This window comes from Dyella koreensis (assembly GCF_044904565.1).
GTDB lineage: Bacteria > Pseudomonadota > Gammaproteobacteria > Xanthomonadales > Rhodanobacteraceae > Dyella_D > Dyella_D koreensis.
The window spans coordinates 71,194-96,630 of the sequence record NZ_JADIKD010000009.1; the positions used below are offsets into that span (position 1 = coordinate 71,194).

Below are 25,437 nucleotides of genomic sequence, written 5' to 3' on the forward strand. Positions count from 1 at the left end.
GCAGTTGTCAGGCCATCCATCCTTGAGGGATCACCATGGATTTCGGAAAGATCGTTGCGCGTGTCAAGGCCATTCTGACCACGCCTAAAACTGAGTGGCCGGTAGTCGCGGCCGAGCCGGCCACCACGCAGAGCCTGTATACCGGCTACATCTTCATCCTCGCTGCCTTGCCGGCCATCGCGCGCTTCATCAAGGACAGCCTGTTCGGCTCTGGTGCGTTCGGCGTAACGGTGCGTATACCGGTGGGCGCCGGCCTCGGCGCGATGGTGCTGAGTTACGTGTTGAGCCTTGTGATGCTCTACCTGCTCGCGCTAATCGTGAGCGCGCTCGCCCCCAGCTTCGGCGGGCAAAAAAGCACGGTGCAGGCACTCAAGGCGGTGGCCTACGCATGGACCGCCTACTGGGTGGCGAGCATTGCGGTCATCCTGCCGTGGATCGGCTGGCTGATCTGCATTGCCGGCCTGGTCTACGCCATCTATCTGCTCTTCCTCGGCTTGCCGCACACCATGAAATGCCCGGAAGAGAAGGCCGGCGGCTATGCCGCGGTGAGCGTGATCATCGGCGTAGTGCTGTCACTGATCGTGGGTGCCATCGTGGGTGCCATCTTCCTGAGCGGCATCATGGTCGGCGGCGCCATGCATACGGCAACGATCACCAGCTCCGACGGCAGCACGGTCACGGTGGACAAAGACAGCGCCCTGGGCAAGCTCGCCGCTATGGGCGAGCGCGCCGACCAAGCCAGCAAGGAACTCGAAGCCGCGCAGAAATCCGGTGACGCGACCGCGCAACAGGCCGCCATGGGCAAGATGATGGGCGCCGCCATGGGCAATGACAGCAACGTGCAGTCGCTGTCCGCCGACCAGGTGAAAACGTTCCTGCCTGACAGCGTGGCCGGGCTGAAGCGCGAGAGCCTGTCGGCCGAACGCAGCAACACCATGGGCATGCAGGTCACCACCGCGCGCGGCCAGTATGGCGACGGCAATGGACACAACGTGGAGCTGGAAGTCGGCGACACCGGCAGCATGAAAGGCATGATGGCGATGGCCAGTGCGATGGCGCCGGAAAGCGAGCAACAGACCGACCACGGCTACCAGAAGACTTACACACAGAACAACCGCCTGATCCACGAAGCCTGGGACAACACCAGCAAGAGCGGCGAATACGGCGTCATCGTCGGCCAGCGTTTCTCGGTCAAGGCATCCGGCCCGGCCGACAGCATCGATCAGCTCAAGGGCCTCGTGAACGGCGTGGATCTGGACAAGCTGGAATCACTAAAAAACGAGGGTGTGACCAAGCACTGAAGCGCGGCCAGCCATCCGCCAACAAAAAAAGCCCGCGCCGGTGACGACGCGGGCTTTTTGCTGCAACGATCGCGCTTACTGCGCGCCGTCGGCCTTTGGCACCGAGGCCTCGGTGGTGATGCGGATCTTGATGTCATCGCTGACGTTCGGCACGTAGGCGCCCATACCGAAGTCCGAACGCTTCACTGTGGTGGTGGCGTCGAAACCGACGGTCTGCACCTTCATCATCGGATGCACGCCGCTCTTGTTGAGCGTGGCGTCGAGCACCACCGGCTTGGTCACGCCATGCACGGTCAGGTCACCGGCGACCTTGTACTTATTGCCGCCGACAGCCTGCACCTTGGTGCTCTTGAAGGTCGCGGTGGGGTACTTATCGGCGTCGAAGAAGTCCGGCTTCTTCAGATGCTCGTCGAGCTTGGCGACGTGCGTGTCGAGGTTGGCCAGCGGCAGAGTGACTTCCACCGAGGACTTGGCCGGGTTCTTCTCGTCGAACACCAGGGTGCCATCGCTCAGGCCGAGGTTGGCGGTGGGGTTGGAGAAACCGAAGTGGCTCCAGCTGAACAGCACGTTGGTGTGGCCGGGGTCGAGCTTATAGGTGACCGGCTCCGCCTGGGCGGTAAAGGCTGCGCCGATCAGACCGGCGAGAACGAGATAACGAAGTGCACGCATGGATATGCCTCCAGTGAAAGGGAAATGCGGAAAAGGCGAGGAAAGCGCAGTGCCCGGTCAGGCAATACGGCAAGCCTCGTCGAACGACAGGCGCGGACTGCGCGGGAACAGGTCGCGGCTGGCGTCGCCGTAACCGATATTGATCAGGAAATTGGACTTCACCGCCGTACCGGCGAAAAACGCCGCGTCCACGCCAGCGTTGTCGAAACCAGACATCGGGCCGCAGTCCAGGCCGATCGCACGTGCCGCCATGATCAAGTAAGCACCCTGCAGGCTGCCGTTGCGGAAGGCGGTGGTGTCGATATGTGGCTGATTGCCGGCAAACCAGCTCCGCGCGTCGGCATGCGGGAACAGCTGCGGCAGCTTTTCGTAGAATTCGTGGTCGGTGGCGACGATGGCGGTGACCGGCGCGGCCATGGTCTTGGCACGGTTGCCTTCGGACAGGAACGGCGACAGCTTCTCCTTGGCTTCCTTCGACTTCACGAACACCACGCGCATCGGCGAGGAGTTGGCGCTGGTCGGGCCGAACTTGGCCAGGCCGTAGAGCTGGTGCAGCTGCTCGTCGCTCACCGGCTTCGGCAGCCACGCATTGAACGTGCGGGCCTCGCGGAACAGCTGGTCGAGGGCGGTCTCGGAAAGCAACTCGCTCATGGGTATCCTTCAGGGAAACGCGCCTTGGGTGGCGCAACAGTCTGCAAGTGTAAGGGCGCGCGCAGGCGAGCAGGACCCCGTCGGATGGAACGTACTGTGGCGAGAATCGAAACAATCGTGGCCGCATGCTGAAACTGCATGGCGACTGCTGGGTCATCACCGACGGCCGTGCCGGCAACGACCGCCAGGCGCTGGCGCTCGCCGAACAGCTCGGCCTGCCCTTCCGCCATCTGGTGCTGGGCATGCGTGCGCCATGGTCCTGGTTCGCGCCCCGCCTGATGCTGGGTGGTCGGCTCGCCCTGCCCGCGGAGCAGCGCCGTGGCACCCTGGTGCCGCCGTGGCCCAGCGTGGCGATCGGCTGTGGGCGCGCGGCAGCCTTGTACACCCGGCTGCTGCGCAGGCTTTCGGAGGAACACACCTATACCGTGCAGATCCTCGACCCGCGTATGGATTCCCTGCACTGGGACACGGTAATCGCCCCGCTGCATGATCAGTTGAGCGGCCCGAACGTGCTGCATCCCCTGGGTTCGCTCAATCAGGTGGATGACCACTGGCTGGCAGATGGCCGCGATATCTGCCCGAGCTTCGGCGAACTGCCGCAGCCACGCGTGGGTGTGCTGCTGGGCGGACCGCGCAAGGGCATGCCGATGGATGCCACCTATGCGGAGCAGCTTGCCGACCGCCTGCTCACCCAGCATCGGCACGAAGGCGGCAGTCTGCTGGTGCTGGCTTCGCGGCGCACGCCAGATGCGGTGATGGAAGTGATGCGCCGACGCCTGGCGGGCGTTCCCGGCCTGATCTGGAACAATCGCGAGGACGGCACGAACCCCTATCCCGGCGTACTTGGCTGGGCCGACAGCCTCGTAGTCACGCCGGACTCGGTGAACATGCTCTCCGAGGCCTGCGCTGTCGGCTGTCCGGTACAGACCTATGTCGCCAGGCCGTTGCCGGCAAAGGTCGCGCGCTTCCACCGCGCACTGCGTGATGCCGGCCTGCTCCACGACGTCGACGAGCCGCTGTCGCGGCAACGTCAGCTGCCTCTGCGCGAAACCGCCGCGCTGACGAGCACCCTGCGCCTACGCATCGCCGAGCACCAAGCGCCATGGGAACGAAAACGCTAGCCGTTGTCCTTGGGCTTCACGTGGAAATCGAAACCCAGCGCCCGCGTCACCTGCTCAACCTCAGCGGCTAGCCGCTCCAGCACCTCGTCCCTTGGCGCAATGCGCGAACGCAGGTCCAGGGTGCAGGCGAGTGCGCGACGCAGCATCTCGCCATGTGCCCGCGTCAGCACCTCGGCCTGCGCCGTATCGAGCAGGCCCGCTTCGCGGCAGGCTTCGATCAGCGCGGCATTGGCCGTTGGCAGGAGCAAGCCGGGATAGTCGGCGGCATGAGCCAGTACTAGTCCCTGAAGGGCGAACTCGATATCCAACAGGCCACCGTGCCCCTGTTTCAGATCGAACTGGCGCTCGTCGGAACGGTCGCGCTCGGCGCGCCAGCGCTGACGCATGGTGCTGACTTCCAACATCACGGCGGCACTGTCGCGTGGTACGGCCAGGATGCCGCGGCGTACCTCCGCCAACTCGGCATTCAATGCCGCATCGCCAGCGACCGGCCGCGCGCGCAGCAGCGCCTGATGCTCCCAGGTCCACGCGCGGCTTTTCTGGTACTCAGTGAACGCATAGAGGCTGCTGACCAATAGACCTTTGGAGCCATCCGGGCGCAGCCGCGTATCCACTTCATACAGACGCCCCGCACGGGTAAGCACGGTGAGCCAGTTCATCACGCGCTGCGCCAGACGCTGATACCAGCGGGAGCCCTCGATGGGGCGCGGACCATCGCTCATCTCATGCGCGCGACGGGTGTCGTAGACAAAAACCAGATCGAGATCGGAAGCGAAACCAAGCTCCTCGCCACCCAGGCTGCCATAGCCGAGCACCGCGAACCCCGAACCTTCGCCCGGCAAACGACCGTGCTGCGTCATCAGTTCGCGCTCGGCCATCGCGGTCACCGCCAGCACCACCGATTCAGCCAGCGCGGCCAGACGACGCGCTGTAGCCACCGCATCCGCACGCCCGTCGTTGAAGGCCAGGCCAAGGCGGAACGCCGTGCTCGCCTTGAATTCATTGATGCGCTCCAGCTCGGCCTCGGCCTCGCGCTCATCCAGCGTACCAAGCACGCGGCTGATCTCCGCACTGATATCGGCGCGCTTCAGCGGCAGCTGGTCAATGCGAGGATCGAGCACGTCGTCCAACAGCAAGGGCTGGGCGATCACGCGCTCGGCGAGGAAAGCGCTGGCCGCGAACAGGCTCGCCAGTCTCCGGCGCGCCGCCGGCTGCTCTTCAAGCAGCGCCAGATACGACGAACGTCGCGCCACCGCCTGCACCAGCCGGCACAGACGCAACAGACACGGCACTGGCGCCGCGCTCTCACGCGCCAGCGCCAGCAACTGCGGCATCAGGCGATCGAGCTGCTCGCGCGAACGTGCCGGCATGGCGCGCACCGCGGCGGCCTGCGGGAGCTTGAGCAGCGCTTCGGCAGCTTCTGCGCCCGGCACGAAGCCGGAAGCTTCCATCGTGCTGGGATCGAGCGACTCCGCGCACACCTTTTGCCATAGCGCCACGTCTTCCACCGGCGCACTGGCCGTGCGGCCGCCCTGCGGCATCAGCACTTCCGCGAATTCTTCGCTGACGATGGCACGGTGATGCGCCAGCTCCGCCGACAAGGCTTCCCAGGATGCCTTACCCAAGCCCAGTGCGATGCGCTCGCGGCTGAGTGCATCGTCGGGAATGTCGTGGGTCTGTGCGTCGCGCAGCATTTGCACGCGGTTCTCCACCCGGCGCAGATAAATATAAGCCTCACGCAGCGCACGGGCACGCGCGGCACTGATGTGCCCGCGCGCTTCGCAGGCAGTCAATGCCGGCAGCAGGCCGCGTACGCGCATGCTGGGTTCGCGGCCGCCGCGGATGAGCTGGGTCAGCTGCACCACGAATTCGATTTCGCGGATACCGCCGGGACCGAGCTTCAGATTGTCCGCAAGATCCTTGCGCGCCACTTCCGCATCGATCAACGCTTTCATCTCGCGCAAACCGGCAAACGCGGTGTAGTCGAGGTATTTGCGATACACAAACGGCCGCAACAGTTCCTGCAGCTGCTTGCCAGCATTGCGATCGCCGGCCACGGGCCGCGCCTTGATCCAGGCGTAGCGCTCCCAGTCGCGGCCTTCGCTCTGGTAGTACTGCTCCATCGCGCTGAACGGCAAGGCGAGACGCCCCGCGTTGCCGAACGGACGCAGACGCAGGTCCACGCGCGCGCAGATGCCATCCACCGTGGGCTCATGGAGCAAGCGCACAAGCTGCCGCCCCATGCGCACGAAGTACTCGCTGTTATCGAGCGAGCGAGCGCCGTCGCTCTGTCCGCCACTCGGATACGCCAGCACCAGATCGATATCGGAAGAGAAATTCAGCTCGCTGCCGCCCAGCTTGCCGAAACCCACCACCACCATGCGCTGCAGCACGCCGTCGTGCCCGCGACTGTGTCCGTAGCGTGCGGCCAGCGCCTGTTCTGACCAACCGAGCGCCGCGGCCAGTAGCACTTCATAGAGCACGCTGGTCGCGGACAACGTATCCGGCAGCTCATCCAATCCGTTGACATCGCGAAACACCAGACGCAACGCCTCGGCATGACGGAAGCGGCGCAGCGCCGTCATGCAGACGGCCTCGTCCTGGTCCAGCTTCAAAGCATCGATGCGCGCACTGGCATCACTGCCCGCGCGCAGTCGCTCCAGACCTTGCGGCGCCAGCAATTGCGGCTGGCGAAACCAGGTGTCGTACGCGAAGTCACTGGCCAACAGGGTACGGCGAATGCGTTCGGCCACGCCGGCATCGTCGTGGAGCGGAATGCCGGCCGCACGGCAGCGGGCGGCCAGTTCGGCGTAGCGGTCGTCGATCAGGGCGCGCAGCGCCGGGGATTCTTTGGACATCAGTCCATTGTGCCGCAGACGGCACGCCGGCCGAACATGACTGCCAGATGACGGTGCAGTGCCGCATCCCGCATCGGCGTGGTGCACCGGATTCCCCGCTATGGCGTTGCTTCTGTGACCAATGTCCGCCATTCGGTGGCCACGGCCAACAAATAGTTCATGCCGACATCGTTACATTTCGATGTCTGTGCCATGACAGCGCAACAGGAACTGCCATGACCCTGTCGTCCACGCCACCCGCCCAGCGCCCGCACCAGTTCGCGCGTCACGCCGTGTTATTGCTGGCGCTGAACCTCGCCTTCGTCTTGTTGACGGGGTGGGTCGATGGTGGGGAAGGGGTATCCCCCGACCAGTTGTTCACCCAGCCGCTGTTCCTGCTGGCCAATGCCTTGCCTGGTTTGCTGCTGGCGTTGCTGTTTCTGGTGGCCAGCCGGCGTCCGCTGCTTTCCTATGGCCTGGCCTTCCTGCTGCAGGCGCTGCTGTACGGCATCAATGCGCTCAAGCTGAAACAGCTCAGTACACCGTTGATGCCGGCGGATTTCCGCATGGTCGGCCAGCTTCGCAAAGGCGGCATGCATTTGCTGGGTAGCTATCTGCCAGCCACGCCCTGGCCTTATCTCGCATTGCTGGTGGGCCTTGCCCTGGTAGCGCTGGCCTGGCGGCTGGAGCCGACCTTGTTCCGGCGCCGCACGCACGGCAAGCGTCTATTGGCGGGGGCGACTGTGTTGCTGGTACTTGGCTCACTGTTGGGCGGCATGCCGGCGTGGGCTCGCTTCTACGATGGCGAAACGCTATGGATGGAGCCGTGGTCGGCAACGTCCACCGCACAGCATTCCGGCCTGGTCAGTTCGTTGTTGATGTTCCATCTGCACTACGGCCAGGAACGCAAGAAGGCCGACCCGAATGCCGCCATGCAACTGATCGGCCAGGCCGACAGCGCACTGCGTCAGCGCATGCAGACGCCGCCGGAAGATACAGGGGCGATGCCGGACATCGTGGTGGTGCAGAGCGAGTCGTTCTTCGATCCCGCCATCATGAAAGGCTTCGAGCACAACGACCTGACTCCAAATCTGCGCCGGCTCGCCGCCCAGGGCAGCAGCGGCCCGCTGCATGTGCCCACCTTCGGCGGCGGCACCATCCGCACCGAGTTCGAAGTACTGACAGGCCTGTCGCTGCGCTACTTCGACGATCTGCAGTTTCCCTACCTGCAGCTCAATACCAAGGTGGTGCCCGGCATGGTGCGCACCTTGCGCGCGCACGGCTATGAAACCGTGGCCATCCACGGCAACAACCCCGCCTTCTGGAATCGCAATACCGCCTTCAAGGCGATCGGCTTCGATCGCTTCGTATCGCAGAATGCCTTCCCCAAGAATGCCGGCATGGATGGCCAATACATGGCCGACCGCGCGATGACCGACGAGATCATGGCTCAACTGAAGGAAGCCGGGCCGCCGCAATTCCTGTTCGCCATCAGCATCGAGGCGCACGGCCCCTATGACGTGAATCCCGCCGACGCCGCCGCGCGCGATGCGATACCGGTGCCGGACGGCGTCGCTGACGAAGACAAGCGCGAGTTGCAGAACTACCTCTATCACATGCAACACGCCGACGAAGAGCTTGGCCGTCTCGCGGAACTGCTGGCCAAGCGCGACCGCCCCGCCCTGCTGCTGTTCTACGGCGATCACCTACCCGCACTCGCCGGCGCGTATGAAACGCTAGGCTTCGTCGACGGCAAGGACATGCTCAGCCAGGCCGGCACCTGGCTGTTGGTCGATCCACGCAACGGCACGGCGCCGGTGCACGAGGACCTCGCCTCGTGGATGCTTCCGGGCAGGTTGCTTGAGCGTGCCGGCATCCACGACGACGCCTATTTCGCGCTCACGCAGGTGCTGGCACCGCAACTCGCCAGCCTGACCCGCGCACCGGGCGCGCCGCCGCAGGCCGAAGATCACGCCGAGCAGCACACCGACGAAGCCATGGCCAGCGTCGCCCTGCTGCGTATGAAGGGCAAGCTGGATCGTCTATTGCCTCGATCTAATGCTTCGTCCGGCACGGGCAGCTTCGCCAACGGCGAATCGCATCCCGCCACGGATATAGCGGCAGGCGTACCGCAGTAAGTGCTCGAACGACCCGCATTTCGCGGAATACAAGTACGTCCAACGAAAACTTTAGACGTCCAAATACTCGCGGTTCATCGACATGTCCGCCGGTTAAAGGCGCTTAGGAAAATTCAGGAAGCAGCAGGCAAACAGCCTCTAGCGTGATCTCCGCCGCGACACGTTGCGTCGCGACATCCCCCATCGGAGGTTTACCCATGCGTAAGACCCTGCTTGCTGCTCTCATCGTTTCGGCCACCGTGCTGACCGCCCCCGTCTTCGCCCAGGACGCCGCTGCCGGCGCCACCACCAAGGCGGACGCCAGCGTCAAGGCTGGCGTGAATGCCGGCGCCGTGGTGCAGGACGCCACCAAGACCGTCGACCAGACCACCAGCACGGCTGGCGATGTGGTGCACAAGGCCGCCCACAAGGCGAAGCACGCCGGCAAGAAGATTGTGGACAAGACCGAAGCCACGACGAGCGATGCCGCCAGTGCCGCCACGGGCGCGGTTGATGGCTCCGCCGGCGTGAGCGCCGGTGCCAAGGTCGATGCCGGTGCCGCGGGCGCCAAGGTCGACACGAAGGCCGACGCCAAGCTCGATGCCACCAAGGGCCACTAAGCTCTCGTTTCAGGCAGTGATGAAAGCCCCGGGAGGAAACTCCCGGGGCTTTTTTTGTTGTGCATTCGACGCGCACCGCTGATGCGGATTTTCTGAAAATCAGCCGGAAGCCGATTTATTCAGTACTCGGCGCGCCGCAGCCGACTAGGTTCGATCAGCCGTGGACAACGGCGTCCATGGCTTCCTTCTTAGGAGATTCGATCATGCGCAACATCATGTTCGCCGCGCTCGTCGGCGCCACTTCGATACTGGCTCTTTCTGCACAGGCACAGGATGCAACCAAAGCAGAAACGACGGCACAGCAGGATCCATCGAAGACCATCGAGGCTGCCGCCAGCACGCCACGCACAGATGGACACACCATCACCTCCCACAACCCCAACGCGAGCCAGAAAAGCCATCTGGATTGGAAAAAGGTCGAGCCAGCGAAGAAAACCGGAGCCCACATGAAAAAGACCAGCGACGACGTCCCGGGCGAAGACTGAGTCGAATCGCCTCACCCATCGACGAAAAGGCCTCGAGAGCGATCCCGGAGCCTTTTGTAGAGAGACACGGCGTTACCCCCCAAAAGAAAACCCCGCACCAGGCGGGGTTTTCTTCGATACAGCGTGGAAGGCCGGACTTAGAAGTCCATGCCGCCCATGCCGCCCATGCCACCGCCCTGACCACCGTGCGAATGGCCTTCGTCCTTCTTCGGCACTTCGGTCACGGCCGCTTCGGTCGTGATGATCGAGCCCGCCACCGAGGCAGCGAACTGCAGGGCCGAACGGGTCACCTTGGTCGGATCCAGGATGCCGAAGGCGATCATGTCGCCGAACTCGCCGGTAGCCGCGTTGTAACCGAAATTACCGTTGCCTTCCTTCACCTTGTTGAGGATGACGGACGGCTCGTCGCCAGCATTGGCAACGATGGCGCGCAGCGGAGCTTCCAGGGCGCGACGGGTGATGGCAATGCCCAGATCCTGGTCAGCGTTGTGACCCTTCAGACCCTCGAGAGCCTTCAGCGAGCGGATCAGCGCCACGCCACCGCCCGGCACCACGCCTTCTTCCACCGCAGCGCGAGTCGCGTGCAGGGCGTCTTCGACACGAGCCTTCTTTTCCTTCATCTCGACTTCGGTAGCAGCACCGACCTTGATGACGGCGACGCCGCCAGCCAGCTTGGCCACGCGCTCCTGCAGCTTCTCGCGGTCGTAGTCCGAAGAGGTCTCTTCGATCTGCGCCTTGATCTGGCCGATGCGGGCCTTGATACGCTCGGCTTCGCCGGCACCGTCGATGATGGTGGTGTTTTCCTTGGTGATGACGATGCGCTTGGCGCGGCCCAGATCATTGATCGTGGCCTTCTCAAGCTGCAGACCCACTTCCTCGGAGATCACCTGGCCGTTGGTCAGGATGGCGATATCTTCCAGAATGGCCTTGCGACGGTCACCGAAGCCCGGCGCCTTCACGGCGGCGACCTTCACGATGCCACGGATGGTGTTGACCACGAGGGTGGCCAGAGCTTCGCCCTCGACTTCCTCGGCAACGATCAGCAGCGGTTTGCCGGCCTTGGCGACGGCTTCGAGCACCGGCAGCAGTTCGCGAACGTTCGACACCTTCTTGTCGTGGATCAGGATGAAGGGGTCGTCCAGCTCGACCTGCTGGCTCTGCTGGTTATTGATGAAGTACGGCGACAGGTAGCCGCGGTCGAACTGCATACCTTCGACCACGTCGAGCTCGTTCTCGAGACCCGAACCTTCCTCGACCGTGATCACGCCTTCCTTGCCGACCTTCTTCATCGCGGTGGCGATGATGTCGCCGATGTTGGCATCGGAGTTGGCAGAGATCGTGCCGACCTGGGCAATCGCCTTGTCGTCAGCGGTCGGGTTGGAGAGCTTCTTCAGCTCGGCCACGGCGGTGGACACCGCGTGGTCGATACCGCGCTTCAGATCCATCGGGTTCATGCCGGCGGCCACAGCCTTGAGGCCTTCCTGGATGAACGCCTGCGCCAGCACCGTAGCGGTGGTGGTGCCGTCACCGGCCACGTCGGAAGTCTTGGAAGCGGCTTCCTTGACGATCTGCGCGCCGATGTTCTCGTACTTGTCGGCCAGTTCGATTTCCTTGGCGACGGAGACGCCGTCCTTGGTCACGGTCGGAGCGCCGAAGCTCTTCTCGAGCACAACGTTGCGGCCCTTCGGGCCCAGGGTCACCTTCACGGCATTGGCCAGGGTGTTCACACCCTTGAGCATGCGTGCGCGGACGTCTTCGCCGAAGCGGACTTCTTTAGCTGCCATAAAATTTTTGCCTCAAAAATTTTGAAATTAGGAATGGGAACGTTCGCGACGGGGTAGCTACAGAGCGCGGCTATCGCGCTAGCACCCCGCCAAACCGGATCAGCCTTCGATCACCGCCACGATGTCGTCTTCCTTCAGGAAGACCAGCTCTTCGCCGTCGATCTTGATTTCCTGGCCGGCGTACTTGCCGAACAGCACGATGTCGCCTTCCTTCACCGACATCGGACGAACCTTGCCGTCTTCCTGGATGCGGCCGTTGCCGGCAGCGATGACCTTGCCGCGGGTCGGCTTTTCGGTGGCGCTGTCGGGGATGACGATGCCGCCAGCGGAGACGCGCTCTTCTTCGAGACGCTTGACGATGACGCGATCGTGCAGCGGACGCAGTTTGCTCATGGGTTGGCTCCAGCTTGGTTTGGGATGGGTGGACAAAAAAATGGACCCCGGAGCGGCGCCTGGGGGCGCTTTGCTAGCACTCACGGAAGGTGAGTGCCAATTCTAGCGACGCAAGCTTCCCCCGCAAGAGGGCCGTCCATTGGCTGAAAGTGCTAGTGGGGGAGCGGCGGGGGCCTTTCAAGGGGCCAGGACATCTGCCTTGCGGTAACCCGGCGCCCCCAAAAGGGGGCCGAAGCCCTCCCCAGACGGCCTCTGTCCCGGCTCGGCCAACCTCAGCGGTAACTCGCTTCGAGCAGCCGAGTCGCCAAATCCCCGATCTTCTGGTGATCGAAGCTGGTGTTGTTCATGACGATCACGCTATGGCCATCCTTGAGCGTGCGCCAGGCCAGGACGCGGAAGGCGCCATTGGAGCCGTATTCCCACGCCACGGACCGCTCTTGCCTGCCCAGCATCAGCATCTTGGTGCGGCCGCCCAGGGCGTAGTGCTGGTCGGGGCGAAGCACGGCCATCAACTCGGCGGCCCTGTCCGGCGACAGGACTTTGCCCTCGAAGAGGCCATCCAGCAGGCGCAGCATGTCGTTGGCGCTGGTGTAGTAACCGCCTGCCAGCATCATGAAATTAGGTATCGGCTTGCTGAGCGGCTCGGCTTGCGGCGTCAATCCAGCATAGCCTCGCGCCATGCCCGCCACCTTGGCCGAGTCGCCGATGAAGACGCCGCTGTCCCGCAAACCCAGGGGTTTGGACACATAGCCGTCGACCAGGGCCGGATAGGAGTTCCCCGTAACCTTCTCAAGCACCGCTTTCACGATCAGCCAGTTGGCGTGTGAGTAATCCCAGTCCGTGCCCGGCTCGAATGCCAAGTCGCCACTGGCGAAGCGCCGCACGGCCTCCGCATTGTCCAGCGTGAGATCGCGGACGGTCGGGTCGTTCTTCACCGCCGCGTCGACCTGGTTCGGCACGCCGCTGGAATGACTCAGCAGCGTGCGCAGTGTGAGTTTGCTACCGGTGTCTTTGCGGTAATCGGGCAGATAGGTAGCGACCGGTTCGTCCAGTGAAAGCTGTCCTTGCTGCACCAGTCGCATCACCACGATCGAAGCGATCCACTTGGAAATGGAGCCTGTTTCAAAACGTGTATCTGCGGTGATTGGACGCTTCGTCTCGGCGTCTGCCACGCCAAAGCTTTCCACATAGTCCACCTGGGCGCCCTGCCCCACCAGGACGACGCCGTTGAACTGCTCTTTCTGCGCAAAGCGCTGCGCGATGGCGGCACAGTCGCCGCAATCGGCCATCGCCGCTCTGGAGAAAACCAGCGCCAAGAGCGCAAGGTAGTAATGAAGGCGGACTAGCTTCTGCATAGGGCACCAAGGCTCCGGGATAACCGTACCTCTGATGCAAGAGGGCTTCCCCGGGTTTAATGGCCGCCTGCGTTTCGCTCCATGCAGGCCCGCGCTACGCTCTGTGCATGCCCGATACCGTCCTTCTCTGCTATTGCACCTGCCCCGATGCCGGCAGTGCGGCGATGCTTGCCGAAACCCTGGTGAGCGAGCGCTTTGCCGCCTGCGTGAACCGCATCTCCGGTGTCACCTCGACTTATCGCTGGCAAGACCGGATCACCACCGACAGCGAAGAGTTGTTGCTGATCAAAACCACAGCCGAACGTTTCGAGGCGCTGAAGGCACGACTCCTGGAGCTGCACCCCTATAAATTGCCTGAGCTGATAGCCGTGCCGGTCGAGCACGGCCACTCCGCTTATCTGGACTGGGTACGCGACGGCGTGAGCGGCTGATCCATCACGGTCAGGCCCGCATCCGGCTTGGCCACGAACACCACCAGCATGGTGGCTGGCAGCTGCGCACTCGCATTGCCACTGACTGCATGATGGGCGCCCGCGGGCTCGAACCAGCTTTCGCCAGGCCCGTAGACGCGCTCCGGGCCGCCCCCCACTTGACTGCGGATATGGCCCGAGAGCACGTAAACGAAAGCATCGGCTTCATGATGGTGCGGCCGCGTGGACTGGCCAGGTGCATAACTCACGGTCAGCGCCGTGAGCTGGCGACCAGGCGCCTGGGTCAACGCTGCGCTCAGGAGATCATGTTCCTCGGCGGCCAGGCTCGCTGCGCTCGCACTGCACAGCATCAGCAGGATCGGAAGAAGTATGCGTCGATTCATGGCGTGCCTCCGTAGACTCAGCGCGACGACAACGATTTCAATGCCTCATCCAAGGGCTGATTCGCGTCTTCCAGGCGGCGCACGATGCGTCCCTGCGCGTCGATCAGCAGTAGCGTGGGCACGTGGGTGACGCGAAAGCGGCGGAACAGCGCACCGGATTCATCCAAGGTCAACGGGATGCCGACGTGGTGCTCATCACGGTACTTCGCCAGATCTTCCCGGCTGGCCCACAGGCCCGAGGCAACACCTAACCAGCGCACGCGCTTGTCGCCCGACACCGCCGCGACCTGCTCACGCATCGCCCGGCAACTCTGCGCCAGACCCGGCCGGCTGGTGGCGAGATACGACTCGCACCACGGCGACAGGAAGGCCAGCACGGTCGGTCGCTTGGCATCCAGCAACGGGAAGGCTTTGCCATCGAGCGTCTTCGCAGAGAAACCCGGCACGCGGTCGCCGACGTCGTAATGCGGCTCATCCTTCGGCGGTGTCGTGACCTGCGCGATGGCCGTCGATGACGCACTGCGCGCTGCCAGCAACGCCGCATCGAGTTTGGCGTTCGCTTCGTGCCCGATGTACAGAATGCGTCCGTCGCGTCCGATCACCACATGCTGCGGCGTCACGCGCAAATGAAATGCTTCGCCCAGCGAGCCGTCGCCGTCGAAAACAATCGGCATGCCCAGTCCTACCGCGCGCTGGTATTTGCGCACTTCTTCCACGCTGTCGTCGAAGCCGACGTCGATCGCGATCACGGCGAGATCCGGACCTGCCTCCTCAAAGGTGCGTTCCAAGTGCGGCATCTGCTCGCGGCACGGCACGCACCAGGTGGCCCAGAACTTCAGATAGACCGCCTTCTTGCCATACAGGTTGGCCAGATCAATGGTCTGGCCATCGATGGTCTTGAGCGTCAGTCGCGGTGCCTGCGTACCGATCAGGCTGTGGCCGGCCGCCTCCGCGCGTTGCTGACCAGACTGTGCCCACAGGGGCGCCGCAAACAACATCAGCAGGAACACACACAACAAAGCAAGGCGACGCATGGCGAACTCGATGTCTTGGGAGATGCAGCCATGCTTACGCAGATGTTCCGCGGCTTTAAGTGCCACTTTCCATCAAAGTGATGGAACCACGGCTCAGGGCTCCCATAGCTTCATCGCCCGTCGTATCGCCTCATCGATTCGGTCGGCCTCGATCATGCCGTAGCCAAACACCAGGCCAGTTAGCGCAGGACGGCGCAGCGAATAGCCAGCCAATCCCTCCAGGCGGATGCGTTGCTCGGACGCACGTGCGATCAATGCGCCCTCCTTCACTGTGCGCGGCAGTTTTGCCGCCAAGTGCAGGCCGGCATCGGATGACCAGGGCAGCAGGCGGCCTTCGCCATGCCGGGCCAACGCCCCCAACAGTGCATCGCGCCGATCCGCATACACCTTGCGCATTTTGCGCACGTGACGGGCCAGATGGCCCTCGGCGATGAAGGCCGCGAGCGTGTCCTGCGCCGGCACGTCGCAATGCCAGTCAGTCAGCTCCTTGGCGGAGGCCAGTGCCGCGCGCAGCCAGGGCGGCGTCACCAGATAGCCGAGCCGCAGCGACGGAAACAGACATTTGGAGAAGGTGCCCACATAGCAGACCGAACCGTCACGATCGAGCGTCTGCAAGGCATCCAACGGCCGTCCGCCGTAGCGGAATTCACCGTCATAGTCGTCCTCAATCACCACGGCGTGCCTGGCGGCAGCGAATGACAGCAGCTCCGCGCGTCGGCGGGGCGACATCGACATACCCAGCGGAAACTGGTGCGACGGCGTTACGTAGATCACCCGCGCATCCGCCGGGAGCTGCTCCACCACCAGACCTTCAGCGTCGACCGGCACCGGCACCACTTTGGCGCCAGCCGCGGCAAAGGCCGCGCGCAGCGGCGGATAACCTGGATCTTCCACGGCGACCACCGTCTTGCCAGGCGTCACCAGCACGCGCGCCAGCAAGTCAAACGCCTGCTGCGCACCGCTGGTGACGACAACATCATCCGGTTCGCACGCCACCGCACGGGCGAATGACACATGCCGGGCGATCGCCTCGCGCAATGCCGGTCGTCCCTGCGATTGACCATAAAGCGGCGGCGACTTGGACACGCCGCGCAGTGCACGGGCCGACAAGCGTCGCCACACCTCAAAGGGAAACTGTGTGTTGTCCGGCACGCCGACACGGAAATCATGTATATACGATCCCGCCGGCATCGGGGCCGATGGCAACTTCGCCGAACGCCAGTAAGGTGCCAGCCGGCGATCCCCATCCTGCTCCGTCGCGCTCGTGCGTTGCAGACCGCGCCGCGCCAACAGATCGGCGACGAAGTTGCCCGCCCCGCGGCGCGCCACGACGTAACCCTCGCTCAGCAGCAAGTCGTAAGCGGCCACTACCGTATTGCGGGAAAGCTTGAGCGCCTGCGCCAACTCGCGGGTGGCGGGCAGGCGCAGCCCTGCTTTCAGGCGCCCATCGAGAATCGCCGCGCGCAACTGTCCGTGCAGGGCACTCAGGCGTTGGCGCGAACCACGGGCAGGCAGGTCCAGCGGAAACTCGAACGGATGTTCCATCACAATCAGCGCCGGCGCATAAGTGGACCCCAATAATTACCCTATTGTGGTTCTTTTGCCAGACCATGCTGATGCCTAGGCTGTGCCCATTCCCAACGGAACGAGCACCGCACCATGTCACAGCCAGCCACCATCCCGAGCCGCGATCCCCATCCGCGCCGCCGCGTGCGCGTGCTGGACAGCGAAATCAGCTACATCGACGTGGGCAGGGGCGACCCGATCGTGTTCCTGCACGGCAACCCCACCTCGTCTTACTTGTGGCGGAACATCATCCCCGCCCTCTCCGGCCTGGGGCGCTGCCTGGCACCTGACCTTGTTGGCATGGGCCGTTCCGCGCCGTCGCCGACCCGCAGCTACCGTTTCGCCGACCATGCGAGCTATCTGGATGCCTGGTTCGACGCGCTGGGGCTGCAGAGCAACGTAGTGCTGGTGCTGCACGACTGGGGCTCGGCGCTCGGTTTCCATCGTGCCCGCCGCTTCCCGGAGCAGATCCAGGCCATCGCCTATATGGAAGCCATCGTGCAGCCTCGCCGCTGGAGCGATTTTCCGGCCGGCCGCGATCATATGTTCCGCGCGCTGCGTTCGACCGCAGGCGATGCGATGGTGATGGAACAGAACTTCTTTATCGAAACGGTATTGCCCAAAAGCATCCTGCGCCCGATGCACGACGAGGACATGGCCGCTTATCGCGCGCCGTTCGCCACGCCCGAGTCGCGCCTGCCTACGCTGGTGTGGCCGCGCGAGTTGCCGATCGAGGACGAGCCGGCCGACGTAGTGACGGCCGTCGAGCAGTACGGCCAATGGATGGCGCAGTCACCGCTGCCCAAACTGTTTGTCTCAGCGGAGCCGGGTGCCGTCCTTACCGGCCGCGCCCGTGCGTTCTGTCGCACTTGGCCGAATCAGCGCGAAGTCACGGTTCCCGGTATCCATTACATCCAGGAAGATGCGCCCTTCGAAATCGGTCGGGCCCTGCGGCAGTTCGTCGCCGAGGTTCGCACCGCCGAGCACACCACCATGATGGGAGTCGCGTGATGATCGACCTGTATTTCTCCACTACCCCGAATGGCCTGAAGGCCAAACTCTTTCTGGAGGAAGCGCAGCTGCCATACCGCGCGATACCGGTAAGCCTGAGCAAGGGCGAACAGTTCAAGCCTGAATTTCTCGCCATCTCGCCGAACAACAAGATCCCGGCCATCGTCGACCATGCGCCGACTGGCGGTGGTGAGCCGGTGATCATGTTCGAGTCCGGCGCGATTCTGCTGTATCTGGCGGAGAAGATTGGCCGCCTCATCCCGAAGGAAATCCACGGCCGCACCGAAGTGCTGCAATGGCTGTTCTGGCAGATGTCCGGGCTGGGACCGATGGCCGGCCAGATCGGTCACTTCAACGTCTACGCGCCGGAGAAGGTGCCCTACGCGATCGATCGCTACACCCGCGAAACCAGTCGCCTGTACGGCGTGCTCGACCGGCGGCTGGCGGATCGCGAGTTCATCGCGGGCGAATTCTCGATTGCCGATATCGCCTGTTACCCGTGGATCGTGCCGCATCAGGCGCACGGCCAGACGCTGTCCGATTTCCCGCATCTGGAGCGCTGGTTCATGGCGATGGCGGCGCGCCCCGCCACGCAACGTACTTATGAAGGCGTCGAGAATGCCTATGCGCCCAAGCAGAGCCTGTCCGAAGAAGAACGGCGCGTGCTGTTCGGTCAGGGCACGAGTCCCGCCACCTCCTGAGTGGCGACGACGCCACTGCTGACAGGTTCCGTCACCGGGTTGTTCTAGCGTGACCGCCATCCCCCATGAGTCCATCGCCATGAATCCTTCATCCATGAAGACCGCCGACATCGCCTCGCTGCTGTTGCTGGGCGCCTTGTGGGGTGCGTCGTTCCTGTTCATGCGCATGGGCGCGGACCAGTTCGGCAGCATGGCGCTGGCCGGTATGCGTGCGATCGGCGCGGCGATCTGCTTCCTGCCGTTACTGGCTTCGCGCGAACGCCTCGCGGAGATGCGCACACACTGGCGCTCGATCACTGTCGTCGGCCTTGCCAATTCGGCGCTGCCGTTCGCGCTGTTCTCGTATGCGGCGCAAAGCCTGCCGGCCGGTGTCTCGGCGATCTCGGACGCCATCGCGCCCCTGCTGGTGGCGGCCTCCGGCTGGATGTGGCTGGGCGAGAAACTCGATGCCACACGCGCCAGCGGATTGCTGATCGGCCTGACCGGTGTGGTGTGGCTGATCGCCGGCAGCGCCGGTTTCGGCGGTGGCGGCGGGACGGGCTGGGCGCTGGCGGCCTGCGTGGGCGCGAATGTCTGCTACACCTTCGGCGCGCATTACAGCCAGCGGCGCGTGCGCACCGTGTCGCCGCTGACGGTGGCGGTCGGCAGCCAGATCGTGGCCGCCGTGGCACTGCTGCCTTTCACGGTGTGGCTGTGGCCGGCAAAGATGCCGGGCGTGCCGGCGTGGCTGGCCATGTTCGGCCTTGCGGCGGCCTGCACATCGCTGGCCTATGTGCTGTTCTACCGGCTGATGGCGCGCATCGGTTCGACGCAAACCTTGGCCGTGCTGTACCTGATCCCGGTGTTCGGCGTGTTGTGGGGGCTGCTCTTCCTGCACGAGCCGGTGACGCTCGCCATGGCCGGTGGCTGCGTGGTGATCCTGCTCGGTGTGGCGCTGACCACCGGACTGGTCCGCCCGCGCAAACCCACAGGTAACGCCAAAGCCGTGGCCTGCGAACAGACTTAAGGCCGCATCGGCGCGGACGCCTACCCAAGCTGCGCCATAATCCCTTGATGATGCTCGCGCCGCGGCGTGAGCCCCCACGCTGGAGTTGTCATGCGTTTGAACTCACCTGCCCGTTGGGCTGTGTTGCTGCTGACCCTGCTCGGTCTGCTGTTGGGCAGCGCCACCGCGTTCGCTCAGAACGCCGATGGCGAAGATGGCCTGTTGCCAGTCACCGAGGCGTACAAGCTCAGCACCGACACCTCCACGCCCGGCGTGCTGAAGCTGCACTGGACTATCGCGCCCGACTACTACCTCTATCGCGGCCGCATGAACTTCAAGGCCGGCGAAGGCGTGACGCTGGGCGAAGCGAAGCTGCCCGACGGCGAAAAGCATCACGACGAATATCTCGGCGACGTGGAGACCTATCACCACGGCGTCGACGCCACCGTGCCCTATACCGTGGCGCCAGGCACGCAGCGACTGAAACTGGCGGTGCGTTATCAGGGCTGCCATGAGGTAGAGCCGAAGATCTGCTATCCGCCGCATACCGAGCAGCTCGACCTGCCTTTGCCGGCTGGCGCGCCTACGGCGGCCGCCGAAGCACCACAGACCCTGGGCGCCGCGCTCAACCAGCTGAGCGGACAGTCATCGCCCAGCACCTCCAGTGCCGGCATGGATGCAGCACCGCTGCCCGCCGAACAGGCCTTCCGCTTCGAAGCGCTGGCCCGTTCGCCGAATCAGCTGCTGCTGCGCTGGACCATGCCCAAGGGTTACTACCTCTATCGCGACCAGACGGCGCTGCATCTGAAGAACGCCGAGGGGCTGACCCTCGGCAAGCCGCAATGGCCGGAAGGCGTGGCCAAGCAGGATCCGCATTTCGGCAACGTCATCGTTTATTTCGACCAGGTCGAGTTGCCGGTTGCCATCGAAGGTGATGTCGGGCAGCGCAAGCAGATCGAACTAGAAGCGAGCTATCAGGGTTGTCAGGACGGTGGCGTGTGCTATCCGCTGATGACCCGCGCGGTGAACATCGACCTTGTCGGTGGCGGCACTACGACCGGCGAAGCTGTGGCGGGTCCGGCACCTGAAATGCCTCCGGCCAATGCAAAGAACGCACTCGGCGCCACACTGTGGTCCGCACTGCTGCTCGCGCTGGGCGGCGGCCTCGTGCTCAACCTGATGCCCTGCGTGCTGCCGGTGCTGTCGATCAAGGCGGTCGGGCTGATCGAGAGTGGCGAGAATCCCACGCGCCGCCGCAACCACGCGCTGGCCTATACCGCGGGTGTATTGCTGAGCTTTATCGCGCTGGGCCTGATGATCATCTCGTTGAAGGCGGCGTGGGGTGCGCAGCTGCAGAAACCGATGGTCGTGGCGGTGCTGTCGTTGATCATGCTGGCCGTCGCCCTCTCGATGTCGGGTGTGGTGCAGTTCGGCGCCTCACTGGGCAATACCGGCAACGCACTGGCCAATCGTTCGGGTCTCGCCGGCGACTTCTTCACTGGCGTGCTCGCCGTGGTGGTGGCCAGCCCCTGCACTGCCCCGTTCATGGGTACGGCACTGGCTTATGCCTTTGCCGCACCGACCCTGCACGCACTGCTGGTCTTCGTCGCGCTGGGCCTCGGCCTCGCGCTGCCCTTCCTCGCCGTCGGCTTCGTCCCGGCGCTGGCGCGCCTATTGCCACGCCCCGGAAGCTGGATGGAAACGCTCAAGCAGGTGCTGGCTTTCCCGATGTATCTGGCGGCGGCATGGCTGGCCTGGGTGCTGGCGAACCAGCGCGGCGCCGATGCTGTGGGTCTGCTGCTGGTGGCCGCGGTGATGGTGGCGATGACGCTGTGGTGGTTCGAGCGCAGCCGTTCGCGCGGCGGTTTCGCACGCGGCATGGTGCTGATCTTGGCTTTGCTGGCGCTTGCGCCGCTGTATTACCTCGCCAAGATGCCGGCCGCGGTTGCCAACGCCACTGCTTCGACCGAAGGCGTGGTGGCGTTCACCCCGGAGAAGCTGGCCGAACTGCGCAAGGCCGGCACGCCGGTGTTCGTCGACATGACGGCCGACTGGTGCATCACCTGTAAGGCCAATGAGCACACCGTGCTTAGCACCGACGCTTTCCGCACCCTGCTCAAGCAAACCGGCGCCGTGTACATGAAAGGCGACTGGACCAACGAAGACCCCGCGATCACGGCCTTCCTGCAGCAGTACCACACGCCCGGCGTGCCGCTTTATGTGGTGTTCCCGAAGAACGGCGGCGAAGGCCACCAGCTGCCCACGGTGCTGACTTCGTCGCTGGTGGAGCAGGCACTCACAGAGGCAGCGAAGTGACGAATCCCTACACTAGCCCGCAACAGCCAACTCCCTCCCCTGCATGCAGCAGGGGAGGGCTGGGGTGGGGTCAAGCCTCTCACCTCTCGCAACGCTTGTCGCAAGAGCTCATCCCCTCCCAACCTCCCCCTGCAAGCAGGGGGAGGAGCAAAACGCCATGCTAAGTCGCAGCAACTGGACCATCCTCGCCGTCGCCATCCTGGTTGCAGGCGTCGGCGGCTGGCTGCAGCACCAGAGCCGGCTGGCCAAAGTCCCCGAAGGCGTCCATGTCGCGAACGTCGGCGATCTTCGCCCCGACCTCGCCCTGCCCGATCTCGATGGCAAGGAACACCGTCTATCCGAGTACCGCAGCCGGCGCGTGTTGCTGAACTTCTGGGCGAGCTGGTGCGGCCCCTGCCTGGACGAGATGCCAGCCCTGGCCCGCGCGCAAGGCAAATTCGGCGAAAAGGAGGCGATCGTCGTCGGTATCGCCATGGAAGATCCCGAACACGTGCGCCCCTTCCTGGCCGCCCATCCGGTGAGCTACCCCATTTTGATCGGCCGCCTCGACAGCCCCAGCACCTCCCTGCGACTGGGCAACGCCGGCGAAGTGCTGCCCTATAGCGTGCTGCTGGATGAGCAGGGCCGCGTGCTGGCGACCCGGCGCGGTGCGCTCGACGCGGCCACGCTGGAACAATGGCTGGCGCCGCCGGGCGCGCACTGATGCGGGCTAGCCTCGACATACGCCCCCGCACGGTTTAACACGCACTTCTCCTTCAAACATCGCCGAACTGCGCCGAACTGGACAACATTCCCGACAGCGCGCACACTGCCGCCCGTCGCCGGGGGCACCCCGGCCGCGATGAAGGTATCGGCGTGGCGAAGATCCTGGTCCTGCACGGACCCAACCTCAATCTGCTGGGCGTGCGCGAACCGGACATCTACGGCCGCACCACGCTCGCCGACATCAACACTGCCCTCGCCGCGCGCGCCCAGGCCGCCGGCCACGAACTGGTCTGGTTCCAGTCGAATGCCGAGCACGAACTGATCGGCCGCATCCACCAGGCACGCGACGAACAGACCGCGCTGATCCTGTTCAACCCCGGCGCCTTCACCCATACCAGCATCGCCCTGCGCGACGCCCTGGCGGCGGTGGCGATCCCCTTCGTCGAGGTGCACCTGTCCAACGTGCATGCGCGCGAGCCATTCCGCCGCCACTCCTATCTGGCGGACATCGCCGTGGGCGTGATCTGTGGCTTCGGCGCGGACAGTTACCGGCTGGCGCTGGAGGCGGCGATCAGCCGCCTGGACCGCCCCGCCCCGGGCATCGCCCCCTGATTCCGGCCCTGCGGCCACTGACTTTCCATTCCTGCCGCCACCGCGGCATCAACGAAAAAGGTTTGAACGATGGACCTGCGCAAGATCAAAAAGCTGATCGACCTGCTTGAGGAATCCAACCTCGCGGAACTCGAGATCAAGGAAGGCGAAGAAGTCGTGCGCCTGTCGCGCGTACCGAAGGGCGGCGTGACCGTCGCCGCCGCGCCTGTCGTTGCGCCCGCTCCGGTAGCAGCGCCCGTCGCCGCCCCCGTCGCCGCAGAAGCCGCTCCCGCCGCCAACGCGCTGCCGGCCGGCCACGTGGTCAAGGCGCCGATGGTCGGCACCTATTACGCCTCGGCCAGCCCGGGCGCCCCGGCTTTCGTCAAGGTCGGCCAGCAGGTCAAGGCCGGCGAAACGCTGGGCATCATCGAAGCAATGAAGATGTTCAACCAGATCGAGGCCGACGTCGCCGGTACGGTGCAGGCCATCCTGATCGAGAACGGCCAGCCGGTGGAATTTGACCAGCCGATGTTCGTGATCGCCTGAGCGACCCGCGACCATGCCCATGCTCGAAAAAATAGTCATCGCCAACCGTGGCGAAATCGCCCTGCGCGTGTTGCGCGCCTGCCACAGTCTTGGCATCAAGACGGTGGCGGTGCACTCCACCGCGGACCGCAACCTCAAACATGTCGGCCTGGCCGACGAAGCGATCTGCATCGGCCCGGCGCCGTCGGCCGATAGCTACCTCAACATCCCGCGCATCATCGCCGCGGCGGAGATCACCGACGCCCAGGCGATCCATCCGGGCTACGGGTTTCTCTCCGAGCGCGCCGACTTCGCCGAACAAGTCGAGCAGAGCGGCTTCATCTTCATCGGCCCGACCGCGGATGTGATCCGCCTGATGGGCGACAAAGTAGAGGCCATCCGCGCCATGAAGGCCGCAGGCGTGCCCTGTGTGCCCGGTTCCGGCGGCCCGCTGGGCGACAACGTGGATGAAAACATCCGCATCGCCCGCGAGATCGGCTACCCGGTGATCATTAAGGCCGCTGGCGGCGGCGGTGGCCGCGGCATGCGCGTGGTGCGCACCGAAGCGCATCTGGGCAATGCCATCACCATGACCAAGCAGGAGGCCAAGGCGGCCTTCGGCAATGATCAGGTGTACATGGAGAAATTCCTGGAGAACCCGCGCCACGTGGAAATCCAGGTGCTGGCCGACGGCCAGGGCAATGCCATCCATCTGGGCGAGCGCGACTGCTCCATGCAGCGCCGTCATCAGAAGGTGGTGGAAGAAGCTCCGGCGCCGGGCATCACGCCCGAACTGCGCGCGGAAATCGGCAAGGTCTGCGTCGACGCCTGCTTGCGCATCGGCTATCGCGGCGCCGGCACCTTCGAATTCCTGTTCGAGAACGGCCGCTTCTACTTCATCGAAATGAACACCCGCATCCAGGTGGAGCATCCGGTCACCGAGCTGATCACCGGCATCGATCTGGTGCGCGAGCAGCTACTGATCGCCGGCGGCGAGAAGCTCTCGATCAAGCAGGAAGACATCGTGCTGCGCGGCCACGCCATCGAATGCCGCATCAACGCCGAGGATCCGGACAGCTTCCTGCCCAGCCCCGGCACGGTGAAGCGCTTCGAGGCCCCGGGTGGTCCCGGCGTGCGCGTGGATACGCATCTATACGACGGCTACAAGATCCCGCCGAACTACGATTCGATGATCGGCAAGCTGATCGTGCACGGCCCGGATCGCGAAACAGCCATCGCGCGCATGCGCCTGGCACTCGCCGAAACGGTGATCGAAGGTGTGAAGTGCAACATCCCGCTGCAGCAGCGCATCATGGCCGACGTCGGCTTCCAGCACGGTGGACAGAACATCCACTACCTGGAGAAGCGCATGGCTGAGCAGAAAGAGCACCCGCCCGCGCACTGAGCCATCATCGGCGAGCCGTTTCGACGGCTCGCCGACGCGGCATCGCCCTATGTCCGAACTGCTGACCCTGCACGAAACCATCGAGGCCATCACCGCCGCTTGCGATGAAGGCGACGGCTGGGATCGCTACAGCTGGGTCTATATCCGCGGCGTGATCACCCAGCCGTCGTGCCGGCTCTACCTCTCCAGCGCAGCCGACGAGGAAGATCTGCTGGTCGACCAGGATGGCGAAGCACTGCCGCCGTTCGCCGCCGAGCATCGGCTGCATCACTACCTCGAAGCCACTGCTTTCGCCGACGTGCTGCGCGCGCAGAGACAGCAACAGCCGCTTTCCGATGTGGCCGATTTCGCCATCGCGCTCGATCATTACGATCGGCACGATGTCTTTTTAGGCACGACGCCGATCGGCTGATCGCATCCCGACGATCAACGACTATCACTACTTTCCCGC

24 protein-coding genes are annotated in these 25,437 nt (G+C 64.3%); 15 read left to right on the forward strand and 9 right to left on the reverse strand.

The genetic code is table 11. The features are described 5' to 3' along the window. Positions 1 to 35: 35 nt before the first annotated feature. Positions 36 to 1,301, forward strand: coding sequence for a Yip1 family protein (locus ISS97_RS07810; protein ID WP_379985418.1), 1,266 nt, complete (start codon positions 36 to 38; stop codon positions 1,299 to 1,301). Between the two features lie 75 nt (positions 1,302 to 1,376). Here ISS97_RS07810 and ISS97_RS07815 read toward each other — a convergent pair whose 3' ends face one another. Beyond that, positions 1,377 to 1,970 (reverse strand): YceI family protein, encoded by a 594-nt coding sequence (locus ISS97_RS07815; protein ID WP_379985416.1) that lies wholly within the window; start codon positions 1,968 to 1,970, stop codon positions 1,377 to 1,379. A 57-nt stretch (positions 1,971 to 2,027) separates the two neighbouring features. Beyond that, complete coding sequence (locus ISS97_RS07820) at positions 2,028 to 2,621, reverse strand: malonic semialdehyde reductase (RefSeq protein ID WP_379985414.1); 594 nt, start codon at positions 2,619 to 2,621, stop codon at positions 2,028 to 2,030. A gap of 125 nt (positions 2,622 to 2,746) precedes the next feature. On the opposite strand from ISS97_RS07820, the gene ISS97_RS07825 reads away from it, so the two are divergent. Continuing rightward, positions 2,747 to 3,742 (forward strand): mitochondrial fission ELM1 family protein, encoded by a 996-nt coding sequence (locus tag ISS97_RS07825; RefSeq protein ID WP_379985412.1) that lies wholly within the window; start codon positions 2,747 to 2,749, stop codon positions 3,740 to 3,742. On the opposite strand, the gene glnE is transcribed toward ISS97_RS07825, so the two are convergent. Next, positions 3,739 to 6,600, reverse strand: coding sequence for a bifunctional [glutamate--ammonia ligase]-adenylyl-L-tyrosine phosphorylase/[glutamate--ammonia-ligase] adenylyltransferase (glnE, locus tag ISS97_RS07830; RefSeq protein ID WP_379985410.1), 2,862 nt, complete (start codon positions 6,598 to 6,600; stop codon positions 3,739 to 3,741). The genes ISS97_RS07825 and glnE overlap by 4 nt on opposite strands. Before the next feature lie 215 nt (positions 6,601 to 6,815). On the opposite strand from glnE, the gene ISS97_RS07835 reads away from it, so the two are divergent. The 3 genes from ISS97_RS07835 to ISS97_RS07845 all read left to right on the forward strand — a co-directional run bounded on the left by ISS97_RS07835 (position 6,816) and on the right by ISS97_RS07845 (position 9,801). Beyond that, entirely contained in the window at positions 6,816 to 8,717 is a 1,902-nt protein-coding gene (locus ISS97_RS07835) for an LTA synthase family protein (RefSeq protein WP_379985408.1), read from the forward strand. 197 nt (positions 8,718 to 8,914) lie between these two features. Continuing rightward, positions 8,915 to 9,316, forward strand: coding sequence for a hypothetical protein (locus ISS97_RS07840; RefSeq protein ID WP_379985406.1), 402 nt, complete (start codon positions 8,915 to 8,917; stop codon positions 9,314 to 9,316). 203 nt (positions 9,317 to 9,519) lie between these two features. Further along, positions 9,520 to 9,801, forward strand: a complete 282-nt coding sequence (locus ISS97_RS07845; RefSeq protein ID WP_379985404.1) for a hypothetical protein — start codon at positions 9,520 to 9,522, stop codon at positions 9,799 to 9,801. A 137-nt stretch (positions 9,802 to 9,938) separates the two neighbouring features. Here the strand turns inward: ISS97_RS07845 and groL are convergent, their stop codons facing one another. The 3 genes from groL to ISS97_RS07860 all read right to left on the reverse strand — a co-directional run bounded on the left by groL (position 9,939) and on the right by ISS97_RS07860 (position 13,333). Next, a complete protein-coding gene (groL, locus tag ISS97_RS07850; protein WP_379985402.1) occupies positions 9,939 to 11,585 on the reverse strand; it encodes a chaperonin GroEL in 1,647 nt (548 codons plus the stop codon). Between the two features lie 99 nt (positions 11,586 to 11,684). After that, positions 11,685 to 11,978: a co-chaperone GroES gene (gene groES, locus ISS97_RS07855; RefSeq protein WP_090453316.1), complete on the reverse strand. Its 294-nt coding sequence runs from the start codon at positions 11,976 to 11,978 to the stop codon at positions 11,685 to 11,687. Between the two features lie 272 nt (positions 11,979 to 12,250). Next, positions 12,251 to 13,333, reverse strand: a complete 1,083-nt coding sequence (locus tag ISS97_RS07860; RefSeq protein WP_379985400.1) for a serine hydrolase domain-containing protein — start codon at positions 13,331 to 13,333, stop codon at positions 12,251 to 12,253. Between the two features lie 107 nt (positions 13,334 to 13,440). Here ISS97_RS07860 and cutA point away from each other — a divergent pair, with 107 nt between their 5' ends. Then, positions 13,441 to 13,764 (forward strand): divalent-cation tolerance protein CutA, encoded by a 324-nt coding sequence (gene cutA / locus ISS97_RS07865; protein ID WP_379985398.1) that lies wholly within the window; start codon positions 13,441 to 13,443, stop codon positions 13,762 to 13,764. Here the strand turns inward: cutA and ISS97_RS07870 are convergent. From ISS97_RS07870 to pdxR, 3 genes are all read right to left on the reverse strand, one after another. Then, entirely contained in the window at positions 13,728 to 14,147 is a 420-nt protein-coding gene (locus tag ISS97_RS07870) for a cupin domain-containing protein (protein WP_379985396.1), read from the reverse strand. The genes cutA and ISS97_RS07870 overlap by 37 nt on opposite strands. 17 nt (positions 14,148 to 14,164) lie before the next feature. Further along, entirely contained in the window at positions 14,165 to 15,181 is a 1,017-nt protein-coding gene (locus tag ISS97_RS07875; RefSeq protein WP_379985394.1) for a TlpA family protein disulfide reductase, read from the reverse strand. 93 nt (positions 15,182 to 15,274) lie between these two features. Then, a complete protein-coding gene (pdxR, locus tag ISS97_RS07880; protein ID WP_379985392.1) occupies positions 15,275 to 16,726 on the reverse strand; it encodes a MocR-like pyridoxine biosynthesis transcription factor PdxR in 1,452 nt (483 codons plus the stop codon). A 114-nt stretch (positions 16,727 to 16,840) separates the two neighbouring features. Between pdxR and ISS97_RS07885 the strand changes: the two genes are divergently transcribed. The 9 genes from ISS97_RS07885 (at position 16,841) to ISS97_RS07925 (ending at position 25,398) form a co-directional block, all read left to right on the forward strand. Continuing rightward, on the forward strand, positions 16,841 to 17,758 hold the full coding sequence (locus ISS97_RS07885) for a haloalkane dehalogenase (protein WP_379985390.1): 918 nt from the start codon (positions 16,841 to 16,843) through the stop codon (positions 17,756 to 17,758). Beyond that, positions 17,758 to 18,459, forward strand: a complete 702-nt coding sequence (locus ISS97_RS07890; protein WP_379985388.1) for a glutathione S-transferase N-terminal domain-containing protein — start codon at positions 17,758 to 17,760, stop codon at positions 18,457 to 18,459. Before ISS97_RS07885 ends, ISS97_RS07890 begins: the two co-directional genes overlap by 1 nt. Positions 18,460 to 18,538: 79 nt before the next feature. Continuing rightward, entirely contained in the window at positions 18,539 to 19,465 is a 927-nt protein-coding gene (locus ISS97_RS07895) for a DMT family transporter (protein WP_379985387.1), read from the forward strand. A 90-nt stretch (positions 19,466 to 19,555) separates the two neighbouring features. Beyond that, on the forward strand, positions 19,556 to 21,760 hold the full coding sequence (locus tag ISS97_RS07900; protein WP_379985386.1) for a protein-disulfide reductase DsbD family protein: 2,205 nt from the start codon (positions 19,556 to 19,558) through the stop codon (positions 21,758 to 21,760). A 157-nt stretch (positions 21,761 to 21,917) separates the two neighbouring features. Continuing rightward, positions 21,918 to 22,463: a TlpA family protein disulfide reductase gene (locus ISS97_RS07905; RefSeq protein WP_379985385.1), complete on the forward strand. Its 546-nt coding sequence runs from the start codon at positions 21,918 to 21,920 to the stop codon at positions 22,461 to 22,463. Positions 22,464 to 22,615: 152 nt separating this feature from the next. Beyond that, entirely contained in the window at positions 22,616 to 23,077 is a 462-nt protein-coding gene (gene aroQ, locus ISS97_RS07910; RefSeq protein WP_090453299.1) for a type II 3-dehydroquinate dehydratase, read from the forward strand. Positions 23,078 to 23,146: 69 nt separating this feature from the next. Continuing rightward, complete coding sequence (gene accB, locus ISS97_RS07915; RefSeq protein ID WP_379985384.1) at positions 23,147 to 23,602, forward strand: acetyl-CoA carboxylase biotin carboxyl carrier protein; 456 nt, start codon at positions 23,147 to 23,149, stop codon at positions 23,600 to 23,602. 19 nt (positions 23,603 to 23,621) lie between these two features. Next, positions 23,622 to 24,986: an acetyl-CoA carboxylase biotin carboxylase subunit gene (gene accC / locus ISS97_RS07920; RefSeq protein ID WP_379985383.1), complete on the forward strand. Its 1,365-nt coding sequence runs from the start codon at positions 23,622 to 23,624 to the stop codon at positions 24,984 to 24,986. Positions 24,987 to 25,035: 49 nt separating this feature from the next. After that, positions 25,036 to 25,398, forward strand: coding sequence for a DUF7716 domain-containing protein (locus ISS97_RS07925; protein WP_379985382.1), 363 nt, complete (start codon positions 25,036 to 25,038; stop codon positions 25,396 to 25,398). Positions 25,399 to 25,437: the final 39 nt, after the last annotated feature.

What these genes read in the sequence shown, in the direction of transcription:
- ISS97_RS07895 (WP_379985387.1), top strand. Translation starts at nt 18,539, where the DNA reads ATGAATCCTTCATCCATGAAGACCGCCGACATCGCCTCGCTGCTGTTG.
- accB (WP_379985384.1), top strand. Translation starts at nt 23,147, where the DNA reads ATGGACCTGCGCAAGATCAAAAAGCTGATCGACCTGCTTGAGGAATCC.
- ISS97_RS07900 (WP_379985386.1), top strand. Translation starts at nt 19,556, where the DNA reads ATGCGTTTGAACTCACCTGCCCGTTGGGCTGTGTTGCTGCTGACCCTG.
- ISS97_RS07840 (WP_379985406.1), top strand. Translation starts at nt 8,915, where the DNA reads ATGCGTAAGACCCTGCTTGCTGCTCTCATCGTTTCGGCCACCGTGCTG.
- groL (WP_379985402.1), bottom strand. Translation starts at nt 11,585, where the DNA reads ATGGCAGCTAAAGAAGTCCGCTTCGGCGAAGACGTCCGCGCACGCATG.
- ISS97_RS07905 (WP_379985385.1), top strand. Translation starts at nt 21,918, where the DNA reads ATGCTAAGTCGCAGCAACTGGACCATCCTCGCCGTCGCCATCCTGGTT.
- glnE (WP_379985410.1), bottom strand. Translation starts at nt 6,600, where the DNA reads ATGTCCAAAGAATCCCCGGCGCTGCGCGCCCTGATCGACGACCGCTAC.
- ISS97_RS07870 (WP_379985396.1), bottom strand. Translation starts at nt 14,147, where the DNA reads ATGAATCGACGCATACTTCTTCCGATCCTGCTGATGCTGTGCAGTGCG.
- ISS97_RS07890 (WP_379985388.1), top strand. Translation starts at nt 17,758, where the DNA reads ATGATCGACCTGTATTTCTCCACTACCCCGAATGGCCTGAAGGCCAAA.
- ISS97_RS07815 (WP_379985416.1), bottom strand. Translation starts at nt 1,970, where the DNA reads ATGCGTGCACTTCGTTATCTCGTTCTCGCCGGTCTGATCGGCGCAGCC.
- pdxR (WP_379985392.1), bottom strand. Translation starts at nt 16,726, where the DNA reads ATGGAACATCCGTTCGAGTTTCCGCTGGACCTGCCTGCCCGTGGTTCG.
- ISS97_RS07825 (WP_379985412.1), top strand. Translation starts at nt 2,747, where the DNA reads ATGCTGAAACTGCATGGCGACTGCTGGGTCATCACCGACGGCCGTGCC.
- ISS97_RS07845 (WP_379985404.1), top strand. Translation starts at nt 9,520, where the DNA reads ATGCGCAACATCATGTTCGCCGCGCTCGTCGGCGCCACTTCGATACTG.
- groES (WP_090453316.1), bottom strand. Translation starts at nt 11,978, where the DNA reads ATGAGCAAACTGCGTCCGCTGCACGATCGCGTCATCGTCAAGCGTCTC.
- cutA (WP_379985398.1), top strand. Translation starts at nt 13,441, where the DNA reads ATGCCCGATACCGTCCTTCTCTGCTATTGCACCTGCCCCGATGCCGGC.
- ISS97_RS07925 (WP_379985382.1), top strand. Translation starts at nt 25,036, where the DNA reads ATGTCCGAACTGCTGACCCTGCACGAAACCATCGAGGCCATCACCGCC.
- ISS97_RS07835 (WP_379985408.1), top strand. Translation starts at nt 6,816, where the DNA reads ATGACCCTGTCGTCCACGCCACCCGCCCAGCGCCCGCACCAGTTCGCG.
- ISS97_RS07820 (WP_379985414.1), bottom strand. Translation starts at nt 2,621, where the DNA reads ATGAGCGAGTTGCTTTCCGAGACCGCCCTCGACCAGCTGTTCCGCGAG.
- ISS97_RS07860 (WP_379985400.1), bottom strand. Translation starts at nt 13,333, where the DNA reads ATGCAGAAGCTAGTCCGCCTTCATTACTACCTTGCGCTCTTGGCGCTG.
- accC (WP_379985383.1), top strand. Translation starts at nt 23,622, where the DNA reads ATGCTCGAAAAAATAGTCATCGCCAACCGTGGCGAAATCGCCCTGCGC.
- ISS97_RS07875 (WP_379985394.1), bottom strand. Translation starts at nt 15,181, where the DNA reads ATGCGTCGCCTTGCTTTGTTGTGTGTGTTCCTGCTGATGTTGTTTGCG.
- ISS97_RS07810 (WP_379985418.1), top strand. Translation starts at nt 36, where the DNA reads ATGGATTTCGGAAAGATCGTTGCGCGTGTCAAGGCCATTCTGACCACG.
- ISS97_RS07885 (WP_379985390.1), top strand. Translation starts at nt 16,841, where the DNA reads ATGTCACAGCCAGCCACCATCCCGAGCCGCGATCCCCATCCGCGCCGC.